At 28.9% G+C, this 20,511-nt stretch carries 17 protein-coding genes; 6 read left to right on the top strand and 11 right to left on the bottom strand.

What is annotated here, in order from left to right; genetic code table 11:
• Positions 1-147: 147 nt before the first annotated feature.
• The 3 genes from nadB to Q0776_RS11755 form a co-directional block, all read right to left on the bottom strand.
• Positions 148-1,749, bottom strand: coding sequence for an L-aspartate oxidase (nadB, locus tag Q0776_RS11765; RefSeq protein WP_298368420.1), 1,602 nt, complete (start codon positions 1,747-1,749; stop codon positions 148-150).
• A 10-nt stretch (positions 1,750-1,759) separates the two neighbouring features.
• The gene (gene nadA, locus Q0776_RS11760) at positions 1,760-2,755 is read right to left on the bottom strand and encodes a quinolinate synthase NadA (protein ID WP_298368418.1); all 996 of its coding nucleotides are present in this window, start codon (positions 2,753-2,755) and stop codon (positions 1,760-1,762) included.
• A gap of 123 nt (positions 2,756-2,878) precedes the next feature.
• Positions 2,879-3,931, bottom strand: coding sequence for a branched-chain amino acid aminotransferase (locus tag Q0776_RS11755; protein ID WP_298368416.1), 1,053 nt, complete (start codon positions 3,929-3,931; stop codon positions 2,879-2,881).
• Between the two features lie 278 nt (positions 3,932-4,209).
• Between Q0776_RS11755 and mnmD the strand changes: the two genes are divergently transcribed.
• Positions 4,210-4,872 (top strand): tRNA (5-methylaminomethyl-2-thiouridine)(34)-methyltransferase MnmD, encoded by a 663-nt coding sequence (gene mnmD / locus Q0776_RS11750; RefSeq protein WP_298368413.1) that lies wholly within the window; start codon positions 4,210-4,212, stop codon positions 4,870-4,872.
• Positions 4,873-5,015: 143 nt separating this feature from the next.
• Here mnmD and Q0776_RS11745 read toward each other — a convergent pair whose 3' ends face one another.
• Positions 5,016-6,143, bottom strand: coding sequence for a glycosyltransferase (locus tag Q0776_RS11745; protein WP_298368410.1), 1,128 nt, complete (start codon positions 6,141-6,143; stop codon positions 5,016-5,018).
• Positions 6,140-7,078 (bottom strand): lysylphosphatidylglycerol synthase domain-containing protein, encoded by a 939-nt coding sequence (locus tag Q0776_RS11740; protein WP_298368408.1) that lies wholly within the window; start codon positions 7,076-7,078, stop codon positions 6,140-6,142. Before Q0776_RS11740 ends, Q0776_RS11745 begins: the two co-directional genes overlap by 4 nt.
• Before the next feature lie 24 nt (positions 7,079-7,102).
• On the opposite strand from Q0776_RS11740, the gene ruvC reads away from it, so the two are divergent.
• Positions 7,103-7,657, top strand: coding sequence for a crossover junction endodeoxyribonuclease RuvC (gene ruvC, locus Q0776_RS11735; RefSeq protein WP_298368406.1), 555 nt, complete (start codon positions 7,103-7,105; stop codon positions 7,655-7,657).
• Position 7,658: 1 nt separating this feature from the next.
• On the opposite strand, the gene Q0776_RS11730 is transcribed toward ruvC, so the two are convergent.
• Positions 7,659-7,946 carry an antibiotic biosynthesis monooxygenase gene (locus tag Q0776_RS11730; RefSeq protein ID WP_298368403.1) on the bottom strand — a complete coding sequence of 96 codons (288 nt, stop codon included), beginning with the start codon at positions 7,944-7,946 and terminating at the stop codon, positions 7,659-7,661.
• 114 nt (positions 7,947-8,060) lie between these two features.
• Here Q0776_RS11730 and hemW point away from each other — a divergent pair, with 114 nt between their 5' ends.
• The 3 genes from hemW (at position 8,061) to Q0776_RS11715 (ending at position 14,247) form a co-directional block, all read left to right on the top strand.
• Positions 8,061-9,191 (top strand): radical SAM family heme chaperone HemW, encoded by a 1,131-nt coding sequence (hemW, locus tag Q0776_RS11725; protein WP_298368401.1) that lies wholly within the window; start codon positions 8,061-8,063, stop codon positions 9,189-9,191.
• A gap of 34 nt (positions 9,192-9,225) precedes the next feature.
• Complete coding sequence (locus tag Q0776_RS11720; protein ID WP_298368399.1) at positions 9,226-9,846, top strand: DUF4230 domain-containing protein; 621 nt, start codon at positions 9,226-9,228, stop codon at positions 9,844-9,846.
• A 102-nt stretch (positions 9,847-9,948) separates the two neighbouring features.
• Positions 9,949-14,247, top strand: coding sequence for a hybrid sensor histidine kinase/response regulator transcription factor (locus Q0776_RS11715; RefSeq protein ID WP_298368396.1), 4,299 nt, complete (start codon positions 9,949-9,951; stop codon positions 14,245-14,247).
• Between the two features lie 56 nt (positions 14,248-14,303).
• Here Q0776_RS11715 and Q0776_RS11710 read toward each other — a convergent pair whose 3' ends face one another.
• Positions 14,304-15,068: a hypothetical protein gene (locus Q0776_RS11710; RefSeq protein WP_298368394.1), complete on the bottom strand. Its 765-nt coding sequence runs from the start codon at positions 15,066-15,068 to the stop codon at positions 14,304-14,306.
• Positions 15,069-15,301: 233 nt separating this feature from the next.
• Positions 15,302-15,868: an alkylphosphonate utilization protein gene (locus tag Q0776_RS11705; RefSeq protein ID WP_298368392.1), complete on the bottom strand. Its 567-nt coding sequence runs from the start codon at positions 15,866-15,868 to the stop codon at positions 15,302-15,304.
• A 245-nt stretch (positions 15,869-16,113) separates the two neighbouring features.
• On the opposite strand from Q0776_RS11705, the gene Q0776_RS11700 reads away from it, so the two are divergent.
• Positions 16,114-17,217: a DUF4407 domain-containing protein gene (locus Q0776_RS11700; RefSeq protein ID WP_298368389.1), complete on the top strand. Its 1,104-nt coding sequence runs from the start codon at positions 16,114-16,116 to the stop codon at positions 17,215-17,217.
• A 9-nt stretch (positions 17,218-17,226) separates the two neighbouring features.
• On the opposite strand, the gene Q0776_RS11695 is transcribed toward Q0776_RS11700, so the two are convergent.
• Genes Q0776_RS11695 through Q0776_RS11685 form a run of 3 tightly spaced genes read right to left on the bottom strand, consistent with a single transcriptional unit; the run spans position 17,227 to position 20,509 of the window.
• Positions 17,227-17,445 carry a DUF6500 family protein gene (locus Q0776_RS11695; protein WP_298368386.1) on the bottom strand — a complete coding sequence of 73 codons (219 nt, stop codon included), beginning with the start codon at positions 17,443-17,445 and terminating at the stop codon, positions 17,227-17,229.
• 20 nt (positions 17,446-17,465) lie between these two features.
• Positions 17,466-18,785 carry a S28 family serine protease gene (locus tag Q0776_RS11690; RefSeq protein ID WP_298368384.1) on the bottom strand — a complete coding sequence of 440 codons (1,320 nt, stop codon included), beginning with the start codon at positions 18,783-18,785 and terminating at the stop codon, positions 17,466-17,468.
• Positions 18,786-18,790: 5 nt separating this feature from the next.
• A complete protein-coding gene (locus tag Q0776_RS11685; protein ID WP_298368381.1) occupies positions 18,791-20,509 on the bottom strand; it encodes a DUF885 domain-containing protein in 1,719 nt (572 codons plus the stop codon).
• Between the last annotated feature and the right edge of the window lie 2 nt (positions 20,510-20,511).

Here is a 20,511-nt window from a genome sequence, read left to right as displayed (position 1 = left end):
AGATTTTTGTTTGGTTAAACCTATAATAAAAGTAAAATATACGTTTATTACTTTAGAGACAAAAATAGTGACAACTTAGTTGCAAAACAATTTTGTTAACACTAATTAACAGTTTGTAAATGTTAGACTAAAATAGAGTAAGAGAGATTAAGTAATAAGTTTGTTATCAACTAAATCGGCGCTATAAAATCCACCACGGTTTTCTTTTCTGTTTTTTGAAAATTGGGTAATTAAATATGCAGTTGTAATTAAATTTCTTAATTCACATAAATCTGTTGAAAGTTCAGAATGATCGTATAAACGTTTATTATCTTCATATAAAACTCTAAGTTTTCGCTCGGCTCGAAGTAATCTTTCATTTGATCGAACAATTCCAACATAATTACTCATAATGGTTTTTACTTCATTTCTATCATGCGTAATCAATATTTTTTCCATATTTTTTACTACTCCACTGTCATTCCAAACAGGAATGTTGCTTGGTTCATCAATTTTATAAAATCTTTTCTTTAAATTGAAGCAAGCGTTATGTGAAAACACGATTCCTTCTAATAATGAATTTGAAGCTAACCTATTAGCACCATGTAAACCGGATCTTGTAACTTCACCCGAGGCATATAAATTTTTTATGGAGGTTTTTCCATTTTTGTTAATATTTACACCTCCGCAAATATAATGTTGTGCAGGAGAAACTGGTATGTAATCATTGCGAACATCAATTCCAAGAGTTAAACATTTTTCAGTAATATTAGGAAAATGCTTTTTAAATGCATTATAATCTAAATGAGTGCAATCTAAATATACATGTGGTGTACCACTTTTCTTAAGTTCATTGTCAATAGCTCGGGCAACAATATCACGAGAAGCAAGTTCTTCACGACTGTCATATTTTTTCATAAATCTGTCGCCATAAAAATCTCTTAAAATAGCGCCTTCGCCCCGCACTGCTTCTGAAATTAAAAATGCAGGATACTCACCAGGGTTATATAATGCAGTTGGGTGAAATTGAATAAATTCAACATCCGAAATTTCTGCTTTGGCTCTATACGCCATTGCTATACCATCTCCAGTAGCAACAACAGGATTTGTTGTAGTATTATAAACTTGTCCATTTCCACCAGTAGCAAGCATTGTTACTTTTGAAGAAAAGGTTTTTACAACTCCTTTTTTTTCATCTAAAACGTATGCACCGTAGCAAGTAATTTTTCCTTTTCTTTTAGTTTTTTTCTTTTTTATTTGATGTTCGGTAATTAAGTCAATTGCGTAGTGATGTGTTAAAAAGGTAATGTTTTTAGTTTCTTCAACTTGCTCAATTAGAGCTCTTTCAATCTCTGCTCCAGTAATATCTTTATGGTGCAAAACACGATCTTGTGAATGTCCACCTTCTCTTCCAAGTGAATATTTACCACCTTCTGTTTTATCAAATTTAGTACCCCATTCGATTAAATCTTTTAATCTATTAGGAGCATTTTCCACTACCATTTTTACGATTTTCTCATCGCAAAGACCATCACCAGCAATTAAAGTGTCTTTAATATGTTGCTCAAATGAATCAACTGTTTTATCCCAAACTGTAGAAATACCTCCTTGTGCATATTTAGTATTACACTCATTTTTTTCGTCTTTGGTAATAATAGTAATTGAAGAATCTTTAAATTCATTTGCCGTTTTTAATGCGAATGTAAGTCCTGCAATTCCTGAACCTATTACTAAAAAATCGGAGCGATGTATTTTTTTTTCAGCGTTCATTTGATTGTTGTTATTTTGAAAGTTCTAACATTCTTTCAATTGAAACTAAGGCTTTTTTACTTAATTCTGCTTCAACTTCAACATTTGGCAATTCATGTTTTAGGCATAAATACAATTTTTTCATAGTATTCATTTTCATATAAAAACATTCACTACAATTACAATTGTCGTCTTCAACTGGAGCAGGAATTAATATTTTATCTGGTGATTCTTGCCTCATTTTATGTAAAATACCAACTTCGGTAGCAACAATAAACGCTTTTGCTTCACTATTTTTAACATAATTTAATAAACCTGATGTTGATCCAACATATTTGGCAACTTTTAATAAATGCGCTTGGGACTCTGGGTGCGCAATAATTTCAGCTTCAGGATTTTCGGCGTGGAGGCTTAAAATTTTATCAATTGAAAATGCTTCGTGAACCATACAAGCACCATCCCAAAGTAACATGTCTCTTCCAGTTTTTTTAATTAGCCAAGCTCCTAAATTTCTATCTGGAGCAAAAATAATTGGTTGATCTTTAGGAATGGAGTTTATTATTTTTTCTGCATTTGATGATGTACAAACAATATCAGTTAACGCTTTAATTTCTGCCGAAGTATTTACATAAGAAACAACAATATGATTAGGGTGTTCTTTTTTAAAGGCAGCGAAATCTGCAGGCGGACAAGAATCTGCCAATGAACATCCCGCCTTTAAATCTGGTAATAATACTTTCTTTTCTGGATTTAATATTTTAGCGGTTTCAGCCATAAAATGCACACCAGCAAACACAATTACATCGGCACTAGTGGTGGCAGCTTTTTGTGCTAAAGCCAAACTATCACCAACAAAATCAGCAATATCTTGTATTGCATCTTCCTGGTAGTAATGGGCCAAAATAACAGCGTTCTTTTCTTTTCTTAACTTATTAATTTCTTTAACATAATCAATGTCTTTAGGTGTTTTAACATCTAAAAATCCTTTTTCTTGAATATTTTTTTTTGCTTCTTCTAATGTAGTCATACGTATGTTTTTAATTGGTTAAGACCAATAAATATGCCAAACAATCGGATGTGAATCCGATTGTTTTAAGATATTGCAATTTATAAAAAGTTATGTGTTTGGTCAAAATAATATTAAAATGAATTATTTAACCTTAAATCTCCATCCGAATTTATCTTCAGCAAGATTTCTTTGGATATCAGTTATGCTCTTTTTGATAAAGGATGCATAGCTATTTTCAACTTTCGGCAATTCAAATTTTTCATTTTTATGAGCGAATCCTAAAATTGGGCTAACAACGGCAGCTGTTCCTGCTCCAAACATTTCTAATAAATCGCCATTTTTAGCAGCTTCTACAATTTCAGAAACTTTAATTGGCCTTACTTCAACTTTAATACCTTTGTCTTCCGCAAACTGAATGATACTTTTTCGAGTTACACCATCTAAAATACGTTCGCTAGTTGGAGCTGTTAATAATGTATCATTTATTCTAAAAAATACATTCATTGTTCCCGCTTCTTCTAAATACTCATGAGTGGAAGCATCGGTCCATAATACTTGTTGGTAACCTTGTTTTGCTGCAAGTTTAGCGGGATAAAAAGAAGCTGCATAATTTCCAGCTGCTTTTGCAAATCCAACACCTCCATTTGCAGATCTACTGTATTTGTCTGCAATTACAACTCTAACTTCACCAGCATAATAGGCTTGAACTGGCGAACAGATAATCATAAATTTATATTTAAGTGATGACGATGCCGAAACACAATTTTCTGTAGCAATAACAAAAGGTCTAATGTAAAGTGAATTTCCTTCTCCTTTTTGAACCCATTCACTATCCAATTTTAGTAATTCAGTTAATCCTTCAAAGAAATATTCTTTAGGGAAAGCTGGCATATCAAGTCTTTCTGCAGAAATATTAATACGTGCTTGGTTTTGATCTGGTCTAAATAACCAAATATCATCATTGTCATCTTTATAGGCTTTCATTCCTTCGAAAACTGCTTGTCCGTAATGAAAAACTTTTGCAGATGGATCAAATGAAATTGGCTGATAAGGCCTAATTTTAGGTGTTTTCCATTCTCCATTTTCAAAATCGCATTCAAACATATGATCTGTAAAAATTTGACCAAATGATAAATTACTAAAATCAACTTCAGCGATTTTCGATTTTGCTATTTTTTCTATTTCTAAAGCCATTGCTAATGTAAATTTAGTTTAAACAAAATTACTTATTTTTTTTAAATAGTAATTTCATTTTCTATTGATTGTACTACCTTATTTTTAATATATTTGGGTAAAAATATTCATTTAAGTAGTAACAAGAAAATAAAATTGCGTTATTAGTATTTTATGCGCAAGTTATTTCACTTAAATATAAAAACTAAATATTTTATTGCGGGCTGTAATTTGCTTGTAATGAGTTTTGTAAGTGATGTTTTAATGATGTTTGTTGTTAATTTAAAATATAAAAAAAATTGGAAAGAAAAGTAATAATTACTTCTGATGGCTCTTCAACCATTCATTTGCCCGATTGGAATGAACAATATCATTCAAAACATGGAGCAATACAAGAAGCTATGCATGTTTTTATTAAAAGTGGGCTATCACTATTTTCAAATTCCGAAATTAGTATTTTAGAAATAGGATTTGGAACTGGTTTAAATAGTTTTATTACGTTTTTGGAAGCCAAAAATCTTCAATTAAATATAAAATATGTTGGAGTAGAAGCATACCCAGTATCTATGCAAGAAATTGAAAAATTAAATTATGTTGAAGAATTAAAAGCTTTAAATTTTGAAGCGGTTTTTAAAGATATGCATGAACAAGATTGGGGAATTAATGGAGAAATCTCGTCAGATTTTTTATTAACAAAAAGAAAGCAGTTTTTTAATGAAATAAATGATATAAATACATTTAATTTAATTTATTTTGATGCATTTGGAGCAAGAGTTCAGCCAGAGTTATGGACAGAAGATATTTTTAAAATTATGTTTGATGCGCTAAAGAAAGATGGAGTTTTGGTTACCTACAGTGCCAAAGGTAGTGTTAGAAGAGCGATGCAAACGGTTGGCTTTGAGGTTGAAAGGCTGCCTGGACCTCCAGGAAAAAGAGAAATGTTAAGAGCAATTAAAAAATAAGGTTTAATGGAAAATAGATTTAAAAAAAGAAAAAAACCTAACTATAAAAGAGGTCTAATACTGGTAATTTTACTATTGATAATTATATTTTTATGGTTTAATATTGAAGATTTAATAATAGGTTTTTTTAACCCTAAATAAAATTATTTTTTAAAAGTGCGTCCTTTCCAATTATAATTTATAAATAACGACATTGTACCAACAAAAACTATAAAAATTGGATAAAGTAAACTAATAAATAAAAAATATTTAAAAGGAAATTTATTATTTAAAAATAAGGTTGTTTTAGATAATAAAATAAAATCTACGCTTATTTTTAATATAAAAATAATAGCTAGATACTTGCTATTAATTGGCGCGATTAGAGTTAGTAAAGTAAGTATTGGAATTGTTAAATTTTCTAAATATACTATAAGAGCTACTATTTTTGAAAAGGTATTTTTGTACGATGTAGATTTAGAAGCCCAACGTAGTTGTTGATTAAAAAAAAGTTTCCAACTTACTTCTGAGTTTGTTTTAATTGTGGCCTCGTTCGATTTTAAAAAATAGACCTTTTTGGGATAATTTTGATGAAATTTTTCCAATAAAAAAATATCGTCTCCACTTGATATTTTATTATTTCCGCTAAATCCATCTACATCAAAAAATGCAGTTTTATTATAACACAAGTTAGCTCCGTTACATAAAAAGGGTTTTTTAATTCCAAATCCACCAATTGTACTTCCAATTAAACTGTTTAAATTTAATTTTTGAAAATTATGTAAAAAACAAGATTTGTTGTTAAAATCAACTGGTGCAGCAATAAATTTAGGTTCATTTTTTATAATAATTTGATTGAATATACGCAACCAATTTTTAGAAACAATACAATCAGCATCGGTAGTGATAATCCAGTTATATTGTGCTTTCATTATTGCAGTTTCAATAGCGTCTTTTTTTGGAGAATTGGATTTTCTAATATTGTTTAAAATAGTTAAATTTAAATTAGGGTAATTATTTTTAAATTTTTCAATAATAATTTCAGAAGCATCTGAGGAGTCGTCATTAATCAGTAAAATTTCAAATAAATCAGTTGGATAATTTAAATTTGAAAGAGATTTTAATAAAAGAGGTAAATGTTTTTCTTCATTTCTAAACGGAATAATTATAGAAAATGAATTTACTGGTTTAGTTTGGTTTAATTTTACTTGTTTAATCTTATTAAACCCAATTATAAAAGAACCAATTAGGATAATATATATAAGTGATATGGCAATAAAAAATATTATCATATTACTTTTTTTGAGTTAAATTTAAGTATAAAAAAGCTTCCAATAATTGCAGGGAAAACAACATTTAACAACCACATTAAAGTAGTTATAGTTAAAATAGTTAGTTCGTTAACTTGTATGTAACTAAAAAGCCAAACAGCTAATGAACCTTTAATTGCCCAATCAAAAATACTTAAACTTGGAATTGTTGAAGCTAAAAAATACATGCAAAAGAGTAAATTCATAACCGATAAATAAGTCGCTTCTATTTCAAATAATATTAATAAAAAATAAAATTGATGAGAGAAAACCACATATCTTAAAAACGAATAACAGAGTGTTTTGTATATAATTTTAGGGTTAATTGTTTTAAAGTATTTAAACAGTTTTGGTAGTTTAAGTTTTCTTCTAAAAAAAAGAATCAAAACAATTATAACTAAAATAATAAAAGTGTTTTGAAAATTTAATAAAACTGAAGGTAAGTTAAAATAACTAAAAATATAAACCATTCCAATAAGGCCAAATACAATTGTTATAATTAGTTGAGTTAAATTTCCAATTAGGTTTAAAAAAACTATTTTTTTTCTTTTTTCTTTTTCAAAATATAGTGCTTTAGCTCCATACTCTCCAATTCTGTTAGGAGTAATAATAGATACAGTTTGCGATGCCAAACATTGTTCATAGGCTTCTATAAAGCTTGTTTTTTTAATGGTCGACACCAAGGTTTTCCATTTAAAAATTTCTAATATCCAATTTGCATCGGTAAAAAAAAGCACTAAAATTAAAGTCCATAACTTATTTGAAAGTAAAAACGCAACTTGTTTTTTAAATAATTCAAAAGATAAAAGTTCGTTATATGCTAACTTTTGATAAATAAAATAAATGGCAGCCGATACAATCCCTAATTTAATAAGCCAACTAAAGTAAGGTTTGTATTTGTATAAGTTATTGTACATTTGGTTTTACAAATAAACGAATAATTGAATTCAGAAAAAATCATATTAGGAATTGATCCAGGGACAACCATTATGGGATTTGGATTGATTAAGGTTGTTAACAAAAAAATGGAGTTAATGCAGCTAGATGAGTTGATGTTGAAAAAGTATGATGATCACTACGTGAAATTGAAATTAATTTTTGAAAGAACTATTCATTTAATTGAAACATATCATCCTGATGAAATAGCAATTGAAGCACCTTTTTTTGGGAAAAATGTACAATCAATGTTAAAACTTGGTCGTGCTCAAGGAGTTGCAATGGCGGCTGGACTTTCTAGAGAGGTTCCTATTACAGAATATTCACCAAAGAAAATTAAAATGGCAATTACTGGTAATGGAAATGCAAGTAAAGAACAGGTAGCTAAAATGTTACAGAGTTTGTTAAAAATAAAAACACTTCCTAAAAATTTAGATGCAACCGATGGTTTGGCAGCAGCAGTTTGTCATTTTTATAACAGCGGAAAAGTTACAACCAATAAAAATTATACTGGTTGGGCGTCTTTTGTTAAACAAAACGGCAATCGTGTAAAAAAGTAGTTTAAATAACTACGTCGCATTCATAGGTTTCATATTTTTTATCAATTACCAATTTTCTATGTTCTCTAAATAATTGATACTCTTTAGAATTTTCTAGTTTAACACGATCTTCTTTTGAGTTCCAATATTCAACTAAAAAGTATCTGTTTTCTTCAATTCTATCTTTAAAAATATGAAAATGATCTAGGCCAGCTGGTTTTGCTTCGGTAAGTTCTTCAAACTTTTGCAGCTCAACAAAACTAATTCCTTCTCCTTCTTTTACTTTAAATGAAACTATATAAGTGTACATAATGTTTTGCTTTTTCTCAAATTTACAATAGAGTGCGCTTAAAAAAGGTAACAAAAATCACTTTTTTCATATTTTTTTATTGTTGTACTTTTAGCAAATACTAAAATTTAAGATTTGGCAGGGATTTATTTGCACATACCTTTTTGTAAACAAGCTTGTTATTATTGCGATTTTCATTTTTCGGCATCCTTAAAAAGAAAAGATGAAATGATTAATGCCATAAAAAAGGAATTGTTATTGCGTAAAGATGAATTAAAAAGTGATAATATTAAAACTATTTATTTTGGAGGAGGAACCCCATCACTATTATCAATTAATGAAATAAATTCCATATTTAATGTAATTTATAACAATTATAAAATAGTTGAAAAACCAGAAATTACTTTAGAAGCTAACCCAGATGATTTAACTCTAGAAAAAATTATACAATTATCAAAATCACCAATTAATAGGTTAAGCATTGGAATTCAATCGTTTTTTGATGACGATTTAAAGTTTATGAACAGGGCCCATAATGCAAGTGAAGCTCAAAGTTGTATAGAAAATGCTTCGAAATATTTTAAAAACATAACTATTGATTTAATTTATGGAGTTCCTAATATGAGTAAAAAAAAATGGCTAGAAAATTTGCAAAGAGCTTTTAATCTGGGTGTTCCTCATATTTCAAGTTATGCACTTACGGTGGAAGAAAAAACAGCTTTATATAGTTTTATTAAAAAAGGAAAAGTTGCTCCTTTAGATGAAAATTTAGCATTGGAACATTTTAATATATTGGTTGCAGAAACTAAGAAACAAGGTTTTGTTCAGTACGAAATTTCAAATTTTGGAAAACCCGAATATTTTTCAAAACATAATACTTCGTATTGGCTAGGAGAAAAATATTTAGGTATTGGGCCATCTGCTCACTCGTTTAATGGAGTTGAACGCTCTTGGAATATTTCAAATAATCCAAAATATATTAAATCATTGAACGCAGGAGAATTACCACTTGAAATAGAAAAATTATCATTAAATAATAAATTTAATGAATATATAATGACTGGTTTACGTACTATTTGGGGTGTTAATTTAAATAAGATTAAAAGTGATTTTGGTACTAGTTATTCTGAAAAATTATTAAAGAACATAAAACCATTCCTTCAAAAAAAATTATTGGATTTTAATATTGAAACTCAAACATTAACAACAACAAAAAAAGGAAAATTTTTGTCTGATGGTATTGCTTCAGATTTATTTATTATCTAAAAACTATGCTTATATTTGAATTAGAACAATAACTATGGAATTAATTTTAGGAACTTTATTGGGGGTTATGCTCTCGTATTGGGGAATGTCTTTTTTTAATAAAAAAAAGGGAGTTGAAAAAACAGAAAGACAATCGGTTATTTTAATTGAAAAAATTAAAAGTGTTTGTAAGTTAATTTCTGTTGAAGGCGATTTTGCTGAAATTTATCATTATGAAAACACGAAAAATCATTTTTTAAACCTTATAACTAGTAAAAAAAAGGCAATATTATTAATTAATGCTAAAGCACATATAGGTTACGATTTATCTCAAATTAAATTAGAATCAGATACTAATAAAAAAGAAATTATACTAACTCATTTTCCTGAACCAAAAATTCTAACTATTGAAACTGAAGTTAAGTATTACGATAAGGTTGATGGTTTTTTTAATAAATTTGATGCGTCCGATTTAACAGGTTTAAATAAAGAGGCGAAAACTTTTATTGTTGAAAAAATTCCAGAAAGTGGATTAATTGATGCTGCTAAAAAAGAAGCTTTAGATACTATTTTAATGATTGAGCAATTATTAGAAACCTCGGGATGGAGCTTAAATTATTCTCAATTAGTTTTGCCTTCAACTGAAACTAAGAAGATAGACAGTGAAAAAATATAGTAATTTTTTTAAGTCTTTTTTTCTAGGTTTAAAGCACATTCTTATACTTAATTAACTGTTGTATTATTTTTTTTCAAAGTTGATAAACTTTATTTTTGCATTATGAATAAAACAAAAAAAATCACTACTTCGTTTTTCATTTCAGGCATTCTCATTTTTTTAATAATGCCAAGTTTATACGCCCAAAATTCTGTTAGAGTTGAACATTTATTAACAGAGGATGGTTTATCTCAAAACGATGTTAATAGTATTTACCAAGATAGTAAAGGATTTATGTGGTTTGGTACACATGATGGATTAAATAAATATAATGGATATGAATTTGAGGTGTTTAAACCGAATCCAAATGATCCGGAGAGTATTAATAGTAATTTAGTCTATACAATTATTGGAGATAAAGATGATAATTTGTGGATAGGAACCACAGGAAATGGCTTAAATTTTTATAATAGGTTAACCAATAAATTTTTGCATTTTGAATATGACGAAAATGATGAAAATAGCTTAAGTAGCAACCATATTAATGCTATTTATATAGACAGTAGTAATAGGTTATGGATTGCAACACTAAAAGGCATCGATGTAATCGATTTAAACAATCCAATAGAAAATATTAAAGTTGAACATGTTAACATTTCAGATGATTACCCGTATGAGTTTCTTCTAGTAGGGTTTACTTCGTTTTTTGAAGATACAAATGGCCAATTATGGGTATGTGAAACAAATGGGATTAGCAAAATAATTAAAGATAAAAAAGGCGGTTTTATTTTTGAAAGTGCTAATGCTTATTTCAATATATACTCAAATAATAGAGTGGCTGTTCGTTCTATTGGAGAGGATATTTATGGAAATTTAATATTAGGTACTACAGGTGGGCTGTTTTTGGTGCATCAAAATAATGGAGTTGTTTCAAGAAAACTTATAAAATCTGGTGTATATAATAAAATTGTAACTTTTAAAAATCAAGTTTGGACAGGGACTCTTAATGGGTTGCATTTGTTTGAAACAGATGAAAACACGAAAAATCTAAAGGAATTAGAGCATTTTACATATGATTCAAATAATCCTGAATATAGTTTAAGTAAAAGTAGTGTAAAATCACTATTTGTTGATAGAACAGGAATTGTTTGGATTGGATCAAATGGTGGAGGTGTAAATAAATTAGATCCAAATAAAAAGCGGTTTAAGTATTTTAGTAAAACAAGTAATCCAAACAGTTTAAATTCAAGTTTTGTAAAATCAGTTTTCGAAGATAGTAATGGAACAATGTGGTTTGGAACTGAAGAAGGAGGTTTAAGTTATGTAACTAAAGAAAACAATGATGGATCCTATAATAATTTTAAGAGTAACAATTTAAAAGGAATAAGCCCTATTGAAATTATAGAAGTTGTACGTAACAATAAGAAGCAATTATTAGTAGGTGCTGCAAATTATGGTGGTTTATATACAATTGATATTTCTTCAGAAGGAAATTATAAAAAATTAGATTATTCAATTGATGAAAGTATAAGTAGAAGTGTTTTCTCAATTCTTGAAGATAAGGATTCTAATTTATGGATTGGAACTTATAATGGAGGTTTGTATAGATGGTTAAAAAGTGATAATAATGAATATAAAAAAGACATTCTTTTTCATAATGAAAATAATGTTACCAGTATTTCAAACAATATTATTAGAGATATTTTGCAAACTTCAAATGGAGATATTTGGTTTGCAACTGGAAATGGATTATGTAAACTAACAAGTGAAGAATCAATTAAAAGAAACCCAAAGTTTATTACCTACAAAAATGAAGTAGGAAATATCAATAGTTTAAGTCATAATTATGTTTTAACACTTTTTGAGAGCTCAAAGGGCGAATTATGGGTTGGTACTTTAGGAGGAGGGTTAAATAAGTATATTCCTGCTAAAGATGGAGAAAACGAACATTTTATAACTTATTCAGAGTCAAATGGGTTTCCCAACAATGTTATTAAGGGAATATTAGAAGATGAAAATGGAAATTTATGGTTGTCTTCAAATGGAGGGTTATCCAAATTTAATCCAGAGAGTTTTGAAATAAGTAATTACGACGTAAATGATGGTTTACAAAGCAATGAATTTAGTGAGTTAGCTTGTTTAAAAAAGCGCAATGGAGAAATGGTTTTTGCTGGAGTTTATGGATTTAACATTTTTTTTCCAGAGAATATTAAGGATAATAAAGAAATGCCTGAAACAGTCTTAACCAATTTGCTAATTTTTAATAAAAAAGTGGAAGTAGGCGAAGAGTTTGAGGGAAGAGTTGTACTAGAAAAACCAGTAGATATTACTAAAACTATAGATTTTAAGTATACAGAAAACAGTTTTTCTTTTGAATTTGCAGCGCTGCATTATTCAGCTCCATCAAAAAATCATTACGCATATAAATTAGAAGGTTTTAATAATGATTGGATATTCACAACTTCAAATAAACGGTATGCAACCTATACAAACCTTGAGCCAGGAAAGTATACTCTTAAGGTAAAATCCTCTAATAATGATGGGTATTGGGACGAAACACCGGTAGAATTAGAAATTAATATAATACCTCCTTTTTGGAGAACAGATTTAGCAAATCTTATTTACATTTTACTGTTTTTTGGAGGGTTAATTTTATTTAGAAGGTTTACTATTATTAGATCTACTAAAAAACATCAATTAGAACTTGAGCACATGGAACGTGAAAATTACGAACAAGTGCAACGATTAAAACTAGAATTTTTCACCAATATTTCACATGAGTTTAGAACACCACTTACATTAATAAAAGGTCCTCTTGATTATTTAAATAAAATGGATTCGGAGGTAATTAAACCAGAGGTTAAGGAGCAACTTGAATTAATGGATAAAAACACCAATTATTTGTTAAGATTGGTAAATCAACTTTTAGACTTTAGAAAAATGGATAAAGGTGTTATGGATTTAAAAGTTGGTAATAGCGATATTGTTAAGTTTATAAATTTAGTTGGTGAGCCCTTCCAGTTTTTAAGTCATAAAAAAAATATCGATTTTCAAATTAAAACAAAGGAAAGTTCAATTTTAAGTTGGTTTGATCCTGATGCTGTTGAAAAAATAATGAATAATTTACTTTCTAATGCATTTAAATTTACACCAGATCAAGGCAATATTGAAGTAAATATTTGCGAAGGAAAAGATTATGTTTCCACAAAGGGTAAAGAAAAAATTGAAAATAAATCAGATTATGTTTTTATTCAAGTAAAAGATTCAGGACCTGGAATTCCAAAACACAGAATTAAAATAATTTTTGAACGCTTTTATGTAGATCGTGATTTTCGAAAATTGAATTCGGAAGGAGCCGGAATTGGTTTAAATTTTACAAAGAAATTAATTGAATTACATAGAGGTGGAATAAAGGTACTTAGTGACGAAAAGGGCGGAGGATCAAATTTTGTATTTTGGCTTCCAAAGGACATGAAATATTACAAAAATGTTAAAGGAGTTAGTTTTTCAACAGAAGAAGAAAGTAAAACTTTTATAACCCAAACCAATGCCCAAACTCATATTAGTGGAGTAATTGATGATATAGTTGATGAAAATATTATAAAAAAGAGATCTAAATTACCAATTGTATTAGTTATTGATGATAATGCAGATATAAGATCATTTCTTAAAAAAGGCCTAAAAAATGAATTTGATGTATATGAAGCAGAAAATGGATTAAGAGGGTTTGAATTGGCCTGTAAGTTAATGCCAAATGTAGTTGTAACCGATATTTTAATGCCCGTTATGGATGGTATTGAATTTTGCGACAAATTAAAAACAACGCAAGAAACAAGTCATATACCTGTTGTAATGTTAACAGCCAAAACATCTCAAGAATGGGAAATAGAAGGGCTTAAAACAGGTGCAGATGCTTATATAAGAAAGCCTTTCGATATGGAAGTAGTTAAGTTAAAAATTAAAAACATTTTAAAATATAGGGGAGAATTACGTAAAAAGTTTAATAGAGAAATTACATTGCAACCTAATGAGGTAACCGTAACTTCGTCAGATGAGAAATTTTTACAAGATTCTATTGAAATTGTTGAAAAGCATATGATGGATAGTGACTTTAGTGTTGAAATTTTAGTTAAAGAAATGGCTTTAAGTAGAAGTACTTTTTATTTAAAAATTAAGGAATTAACAGGTTTGTCAACCGGTGAATTTATAAGAAATATTAGACTTAAGAGAGCTATGCAATTGTTAGAGAAAAGTAATTTGTCTGTAAAAGAAATTATGTTTATGACAGGTTTTAATACGGCTTCCTATTTTTCTAAATGTTTTAAGAAACAATTTGGGGTAATTCCGAGTAAGTATGTAAAACAAATTAGAAATGAAAATGGAATAGCTAATAATGACGGTGAGTTACAAACAGAAGATTAAAAAAAGAACAAGGCTTGCGATTGCGCAAGCCTTGTTCTTTATTAATATAATTAAGATTATTTAGCTCTTTTAAGTGCAATAATTTTATAAATACGAACATTTCTTTCTCCTACATAATTATTTTGCCAATCTTTAAAAAAGCCTTCTGGGAAATCTAAATCTACAAAATCATTTGGCCCTAAGGCGTCTCTAAATGTTGAAAAATAATCGTGAGATTCAGTTTTATATTTAAAATTATCAGATTTAGGAGTTAATATTAAAGAATTTCCCCATCCTTTAATTCTAGTTTTTCCATTTTTCATAGCTTCTTCAAAAAATGGTTTAACTTTTTGTGCTTCAAAATTTAAGTGCCACCAAACATCTTTCATGTTGTGGTAATTTATGCGAACATATTTATAATCTTTTTCAGGATTAATATTTGGACCAACTATATCATTTCCTAAATCTCGAAGGTAAAATTCGTCGGTATTTATAAAAAGATCTTCCATCATTAAATCTTTTAATTTTTCCTGTGGAAATAATTGTTGAATACTTTTCCAATTTACAGGTTTGTTTATGTCATTAATTTGTGTAATTAATAAAATATTTGGTTCGTCACGTAAATTTTCACTACCCACTCTTTGTAAAACAGCCCAAAATTTTAAATTTCCTTTATCAATTTCACTTTGGGAAAATTTACTCCAAAAATTAACTTCTTTATCTAAATATTCAGCTAAATTTTCTGGCGCAACTTTTCTGTACATATGAGTAGTAACATCTTGCGCATTTATAAATGAGAAACTCATTAATAACACTAATAAAACAGGAAAGGCTTTTTTCATAATAAGAAGAATTTAGGTTTGTAAATTATATGTTTACATTTCAATATAAAATATTGAAATTAGAACAACGAATAAATTGTTTACAATATTTTTAATGCAAAAAAAGCTAAATACCAGTAATTTAGTTGCATTTTTTCTATAATAAATATAACAAAAAAAAATGAATACTTAATTAATTATAAGTATTCATTCTTATGAAGCTCAAAATTATAGTTAAAAACTATAATGCGAGTTTATATTTTCTTAACGTAATCAGTAATAATTACAATTTGAGTTGGTCCAACTTTTCCTTCAATGTATTTTTCGTTATCGCGGTCCAAACTTATTCTTCTTACAGCGGTTCCTTGTTTAGCAATCATACTCGATCCTTTAACTTTTAAATCTTTAATTAGCACTACAGAATCTCCTGCTTGTAAAATTACACCATTAACATCTCTATGTACCACAGCATTTTCATCTTCTTCTACACCATCGCCCAAAGCTTTTGCCAATTCTAAAGTTTCTTCTTCCAAATATAGCATATCCAACAAATCTTGAGGCCAACCTTCTGCGCGTAATCGAGTTAACATTCTCCAAGCTACAACCTGCACTGCCGCAACTTCACTCCACATACTATCATTTAAACAACGCCAATGATTTGCATCCATGTTGTCTGAATTTTCAATTTGATCTATACAAATACTACAAGCTGCAATATTTTCTTTAGATGGTGCAACCTCAAAATCGTTTAAATTTTCAGTTGAACCACACAATTCACATTTACCACCACTTCTGGCATTTAACTCTTTCGATAAACTCATTTCATTAAATTTTTAAAAACGCAAAAGTAAGGCTATTAAATAGCAATCGCAATTTTTTGGGCGTTCCCTTTTAGGTCGGGCTGTACATTACAAGTCCTCGCTTATGCTGCGGGCTTTTCATTACCATCCCTAACGCAATAAGTGTGCATAAAACGACATTATAATGTTACCATATGCATTTTAACATTTCTTTATTATAATATTTTGGAAGTCCTTTCGTTATTTGTATAACCAACTACTATGTTATGTTAAAACAATTTTTTTGGATGTGCTCAGGAGCCGATACCAATATTTTACAAGATAGCTCTAAAGCTGAACAAATTAAATATGCAGGAATAGGCGGTACTGTATTTTTTACGGCCGTTATGGCATTTATAGCCTCTAGTTATGCCTTGTTTACCGTTTTTGATAATTATTATTCAGCAATTATTTTTGGACTAATTTGGGGATTATTAATTTTTAATTTAGATCGTTTTATTGTTTCTACCATAAAAAAAGGAGATAGCAAAAAGAAAGAGTTTTTACAAGCTACTCCAAGAATTCTTTTGGCTATTATTATTGCCGTTGTAATTTCAAAACCACTTGAGTTAAAAATATTCGAAAAAGAGATAAATCAGGTGTTATTAACTCAAAAAAACGAACTAACACTTCAAAATAAAGATCAAATTGCCAATCAATTTACCCCTAGAATAACCTTAATTGAAAATGAAATAACACAATTAAAACAAGAAATTGAGAAAACAGAGGCAGAAACAAACAAATTATACGATACCTATATTTCGGAAGCTGAAGGAACGGCGGGTACAAAAATTTTAGGAAAAGGCCCTGTTTATAAAGAAAAACGTGAAAAGCACGATGCTGCTTTGACCGAATTACAGCAATTAAAAACGGATAATAGATTAAAAATACTTGAAAAGGAAAATCAACTTAAAGCGCTTACAATTCAACAAAATGAACAGGTTATTGCAACTCAACCAATAATTGATGGTTTTGATGGGTTAATGGCGCGTGTAAATGCTCTAAATAAATTACCTTGGCTTCCTTCGTTTTTTATTTTTTTATTGTTTTTAGCAATTGAAACTTCTCCAATTTTGGCTAAATTAATTTCACTAAAAGGTGAATACGATTATAAATTACAGGATATAGAAGATGCTGTAAAAACTTGGGTTTCTCAAAAAGAAAATCAACGAGAAAAAGTTTTAAATACAGATTATGCTTTAAACGAAGCTATTTACAACGATCTTTCCGATGAAGAGGAGTTGTACAATTATAAAAAACAAAAAGCACGAGAAATTTTACAATTGCAAGCAGATGCTTTTCATAAAAGTCAACAAAACATAATTAAATAACTATTGTAATTAATTTAATTCTTCAATCATTTTTTTAATTTTAATAGCTTTTTCAAAATGGTTAAGTTTGTTTGTCATAATCCACCATTCAGCAACCTCCATTAATAATTTAGGATTGTCATTTTTATTAGCAAAAAAAGCATAAAATGAAACGCCAACATTTGTTCCTTTTTTTGCAATTTTATTATTACAAACCGAAATAATTCTTTGTTTTATTTCTTTGTTCATAGTAGTGTGTATTTTTAAAATTAATCTTCAAGTGGATAAATAGTTACACTATATCCTAGCCAATTTTGTAATTTGTTATAAATAAGTTGTTGATCTTCTTTTGAAAAACTCTTTATTCTGGTTTTGTGAGAACCTTTTTTTAGCACCATTTTTAAAGCATCAACATGAGGTTTTGGTTTTGGGGCACAAGCACCCCAGGTATCATATTCACCGTAAATATATAATATATTTTTTCCTTTGTTTTCAACAAAATCTCGCACTTCATTTATATAAGATGGATTATATGTTAAATCAACATTTTTGGGCGCAAAACGTGCGTTAGTAGGTTTATGAACAATTTTTAATAAATCTTTTACAGGTGTTGTATCAAAACCATAATAGCCCAATTCTGTTAAATGTTGATAATAAGAAGGCAATAAATTGTAAAACGTTTTATCGTTATAAAATCCAATCCCAACAATAGTATTTATATAATTAAACAATTCTTTAGCAGTTGCATTTTCGGTAGGAATGTCATCACATTTTCCGCCCCATTGCCAAAATGAAAAAGGGAATTCTAAAACAGCATATTCTAAAGCTTCTTCTATTGACAATTCGGTAAATTTCATTTCTTCGGAATTGGCATAATTAGAGATTTCAAATAAAACTGAATCTCTGTTTTTTAAAACGTATCGCTGAAAATTTGTTATTTTAGTTCTACAATCTTCACTTCCAATAGTATTGATGTGTTTTTGTGTTTTTGGGTCCTCTTGAGTATTAATTAGTGGTGCAACATAAGGTACAGCAACTTCAACATCCCAAGGATATTTGGATTTATAAATTAAAACGGTTTCTCCGCCTTTGCTAATTCCAGTTGAAACCCACTTTCCTGTGTATATTTTTTTAAGTTTGGTTACAATTTTGTGGTAATCTTCAATAGCCTGATCATTTTTTAAATATTTCCAAGGAATAGTGTCTGGGCGCGACTTTCCATAAAACCTGTACTCAACTTGTACCTGGTTTCCTTTTAAAATTCTGCTCATCTCATAAGTTCTAGGAACGGCGTTATAACCTTCTGTAACAATTACCGTTGGACTAGATTCGTCAATATGCGATAAGTATACATATTGTTTAAACGTACCAATAGTTGGGTTTTTATGATCTAATGGTTGTTCTAAAACAATTTGATAAGCCTTTGTGAAATGGTCGGTAAGTTCCATTTCGGATATTTCAGCATTTGGGAAAAGTTTTTCAATGTTTTGACGAAAAGTGAGAATTTCAACTGGTTCTAACTGAATTCTGCAGCCAATTATTGAGAAACTTAAACTTATAAAAACAATAAGGGGTTTCAAATATTTCATAGTTGTTATTTGTTGTTTTCAATATAATTATTAATTCTATTCTCTAAAATTGTCAATGTTACTGTTCCTTCTTCTAAAATAACTTCATGAAATTCACGAATATCAAATTTAGGTCCTAAAATAGCTTCAGCTTTTTTTCGTAATTCACGTATTTTTAATTCACCAATTTTATAAGAAAGCGCCTGTCCTGGCCACGATATATACCGATCAATTTCGGTGTTTACTTCGTGCAAAGATAATGCCGTGTTCGATTTTAAGTAATCAACAGCTTGCTCTCTTGTCCAGTTTTTAGAATGAATTCCAGTATCTACAACCAATCTGCAAGCGCGCCACATTTCGTAAGTTAATTTACCAAAGTTTTCATAAGGAGTTGTGTAAATTTGCATTTCATTTCCTAAAAATTCGGAATATAAGCCCCAGCCTTCACCATAAGCAGAAAGATAATAATTACGTCGAAATTGAGGAATATGCTCACCTAATTCTTTGGTTAAACTTATTTGTAAATGATGTCCGGGGACAGCTTCATGTAATGTTAAAGCCGGTAATATATATAATGGTCTACTTTTTAAGTTGTATGTGTTAACCCAATAATAACCGGGTTCTGTGCTGGAATTAGAGCCACTATATCTTCCTGCAGTGTATTTTGGAGCAATTGCTGCTGGCACAGGGGCTACTCCATACGGTTTTCGGGGTAGTGTTTTGAAAAATTTTGGAAGCTGTGCATCAATTCTTTTAGCAATATCACGTGCTTCTTTTAGTAATTCTTCTCCTGAAGTTGCATAAAATTGTTTATCGGTTCTTAAAAACAATAAAAAATCATCGAAACTGCCTTTAAAATTAAGGTCGTTAATAATTAGTTGCATTTCAGCTTTTATTCTATCAACTTCTTTCAATCCTATTTTGTGAACTTCTTCCGCAGTTAAATTTAGGGTTGTGTAATATTTTACTCGGTTTTGATAATATTCTAGTCCATTAGTTTGATTAGAGACACCTCCATTTTCTCTTGTTTTCTTAAAATATTCATTTTCGAAAAAATCTTTAATTATTTTATATTGTGGAATTACATTATTTTCAATGGTAACCTTTGCGGCTTTTAAAATTGAGTCTTTTTGATGTGTTGTTAATATTGTAGGTAAATTCTCGAAAGGAGTATAGTAATAGCTGTCTTTAAAGTTTTTAACCAAATGTCTATTATAAGTGTCTTCAAAATTATTAAATATTATTTTTGGCTGTGATATACCTTTTTCTAATCCTTTTTGCATTAAAACAATATGCTGTTCAACAAAAGAAGGAAATGCGTTTAACATTTTTAGATAATGTACATATTGTTTGTAGGTAACATAGTCGCGCACTTTATGTGGTAAATCAGTGTGAAATCCAGAATCGGATAGTAACGGGTTCAGATAGGCTTCATAAGTGTAGAAATCAATTGTTTCTTGTAATTGAAATTTCAATAATTCTGCTGAAATTTTATCAGTTTCAGGTAAGTCATCAATTTTTATACATCCAAAATAATCGAGTTGTTGTTTTGCAAATTCGGCTTCGGATTTATAATAATCTTCTGTGAATAAGCCTAAAGGATAGGCTTCTGAGTCATAACCTTTATGGTTTTCAACAGATTTAATAATAATATCCAATTCTGTTTTAGCAGATTCACACGTTTCGTTACTGTTATTGCAAGAAATTAACAGTGTTATTCCTAAAATTAAGTATACATATTTCATAA

The organism is uncultured Lutibacter sp., assembly GCF_947495725.1.
GTDB lineage: Bacteria > Bacteroidota > Bacteroidia > Flavobacteriales > Flavobacteriaceae > Lutibacter.
The sequence above is the reverse complement of the archived record's forward strand: the minus strand, read 5'-3'. Positions and strand labels throughout refer to the sequence as shown.

What these genes read in the sequence shown, in the direction of transcription:
- nadB (WP_298368420.1), bottom strand. Translation starts at nt 1,749, where the DNA reads ATGAACGCTGAAAAAAAAATACATCGCTCCGATTTTTTAGTAATAGGT.
- Q0776_RS11710 (WP_298368394.1), bottom strand. Translation starts at nt 15,068, where the DNA reads ATGAAAAAAGCCTTTCCTGTTTTATTAGTGTTATTAATGAGTTTCTCA.
- Q0776_RS11740 (WP_298368408.1), bottom strand. Translation starts at nt 7,078, where the DNA reads ATGTACAATAACTTATACAAATACAAACCTTACTTTAGTTGGCTTATT.
- Q0776_RS11690 (WP_298368384.1), bottom strand. Translation starts at nt 18,785, where the DNA reads ATGAAATATTTGAAACCCCTTATTGTTTTTATAAGTTTAAGTTTCTCA.
- Q0776_RS11730 (WP_298368403.1), bottom strand. Translation starts at nt 7,946, where the DNA reads ATGTACACTTATATAGTTTCATTTAAAGTAAAAGAAGGAGAAGGAATT.
- Q0776_RS11695 (WP_298368386.1), bottom strand. Translation starts at nt 17,445, where the DNA reads ATGAACAAAGAAATAAAACAAAGAATTATTTCGGTTTGTAATAATAAA.
- Q0776_RS11685 (WP_298368381.1), bottom strand. Translation starts at nt 20,509, where the DNA reads ATGAAATATGTATACTTAATTTTAGGAATAACACTGTTAATTTCTTGC.
- Q0776_RS11745 (WP_298368410.1), bottom strand. Translation starts at nt 6,143, where the DNA reads ATGATAATATTTTTTATTGCCATATCACTTATATATATTATCCTAATT.
- Q0776_RS11715 (WP_298368396.1), top strand. Translation starts at nt 9,949, where the DNA reads ATGAATAAAACAAAAAAAATCACTACTTCGTTTTTCATTTCAGGCATT.
- Q0776_RS11755 (WP_298368416.1), bottom strand. Translation starts at nt 3,931, where the DNA reads ATGGCTTTAGAAATAGAAAAAATAGCAAAATCGAAAATCGCTGAAGTT.
- Q0776_RS11705 (WP_298368392.1), bottom strand. Translation starts at nt 15,868, where the DNA reads ATGAGTTTATCGAAAGAGTTAAATGCCAGAAGTGGTGGTAAATGTGAA.
- Q0776_RS11700 (WP_298368389.1), top strand. Translation starts at nt 16,114, where the DNA reads ATGTTAAAACAATTTTTTTGGATGTGCTCAGGAGCCGATACCAATATT.
- nadA (WP_298368418.1), bottom strand. Translation starts at nt 2,755, where the DNA reads ATGACTACATTAGAAGAAGCAAAAAAAAATATTCAAGAAAAAGGATTT.
- Q0776_RS11720 (WP_298368399.1), top strand. Translation starts at nt 9,226, where the DNA reads ATGGAATTAATTTTAGGAACTTTATTGGGGGTTATGCTCTCGTATTGG.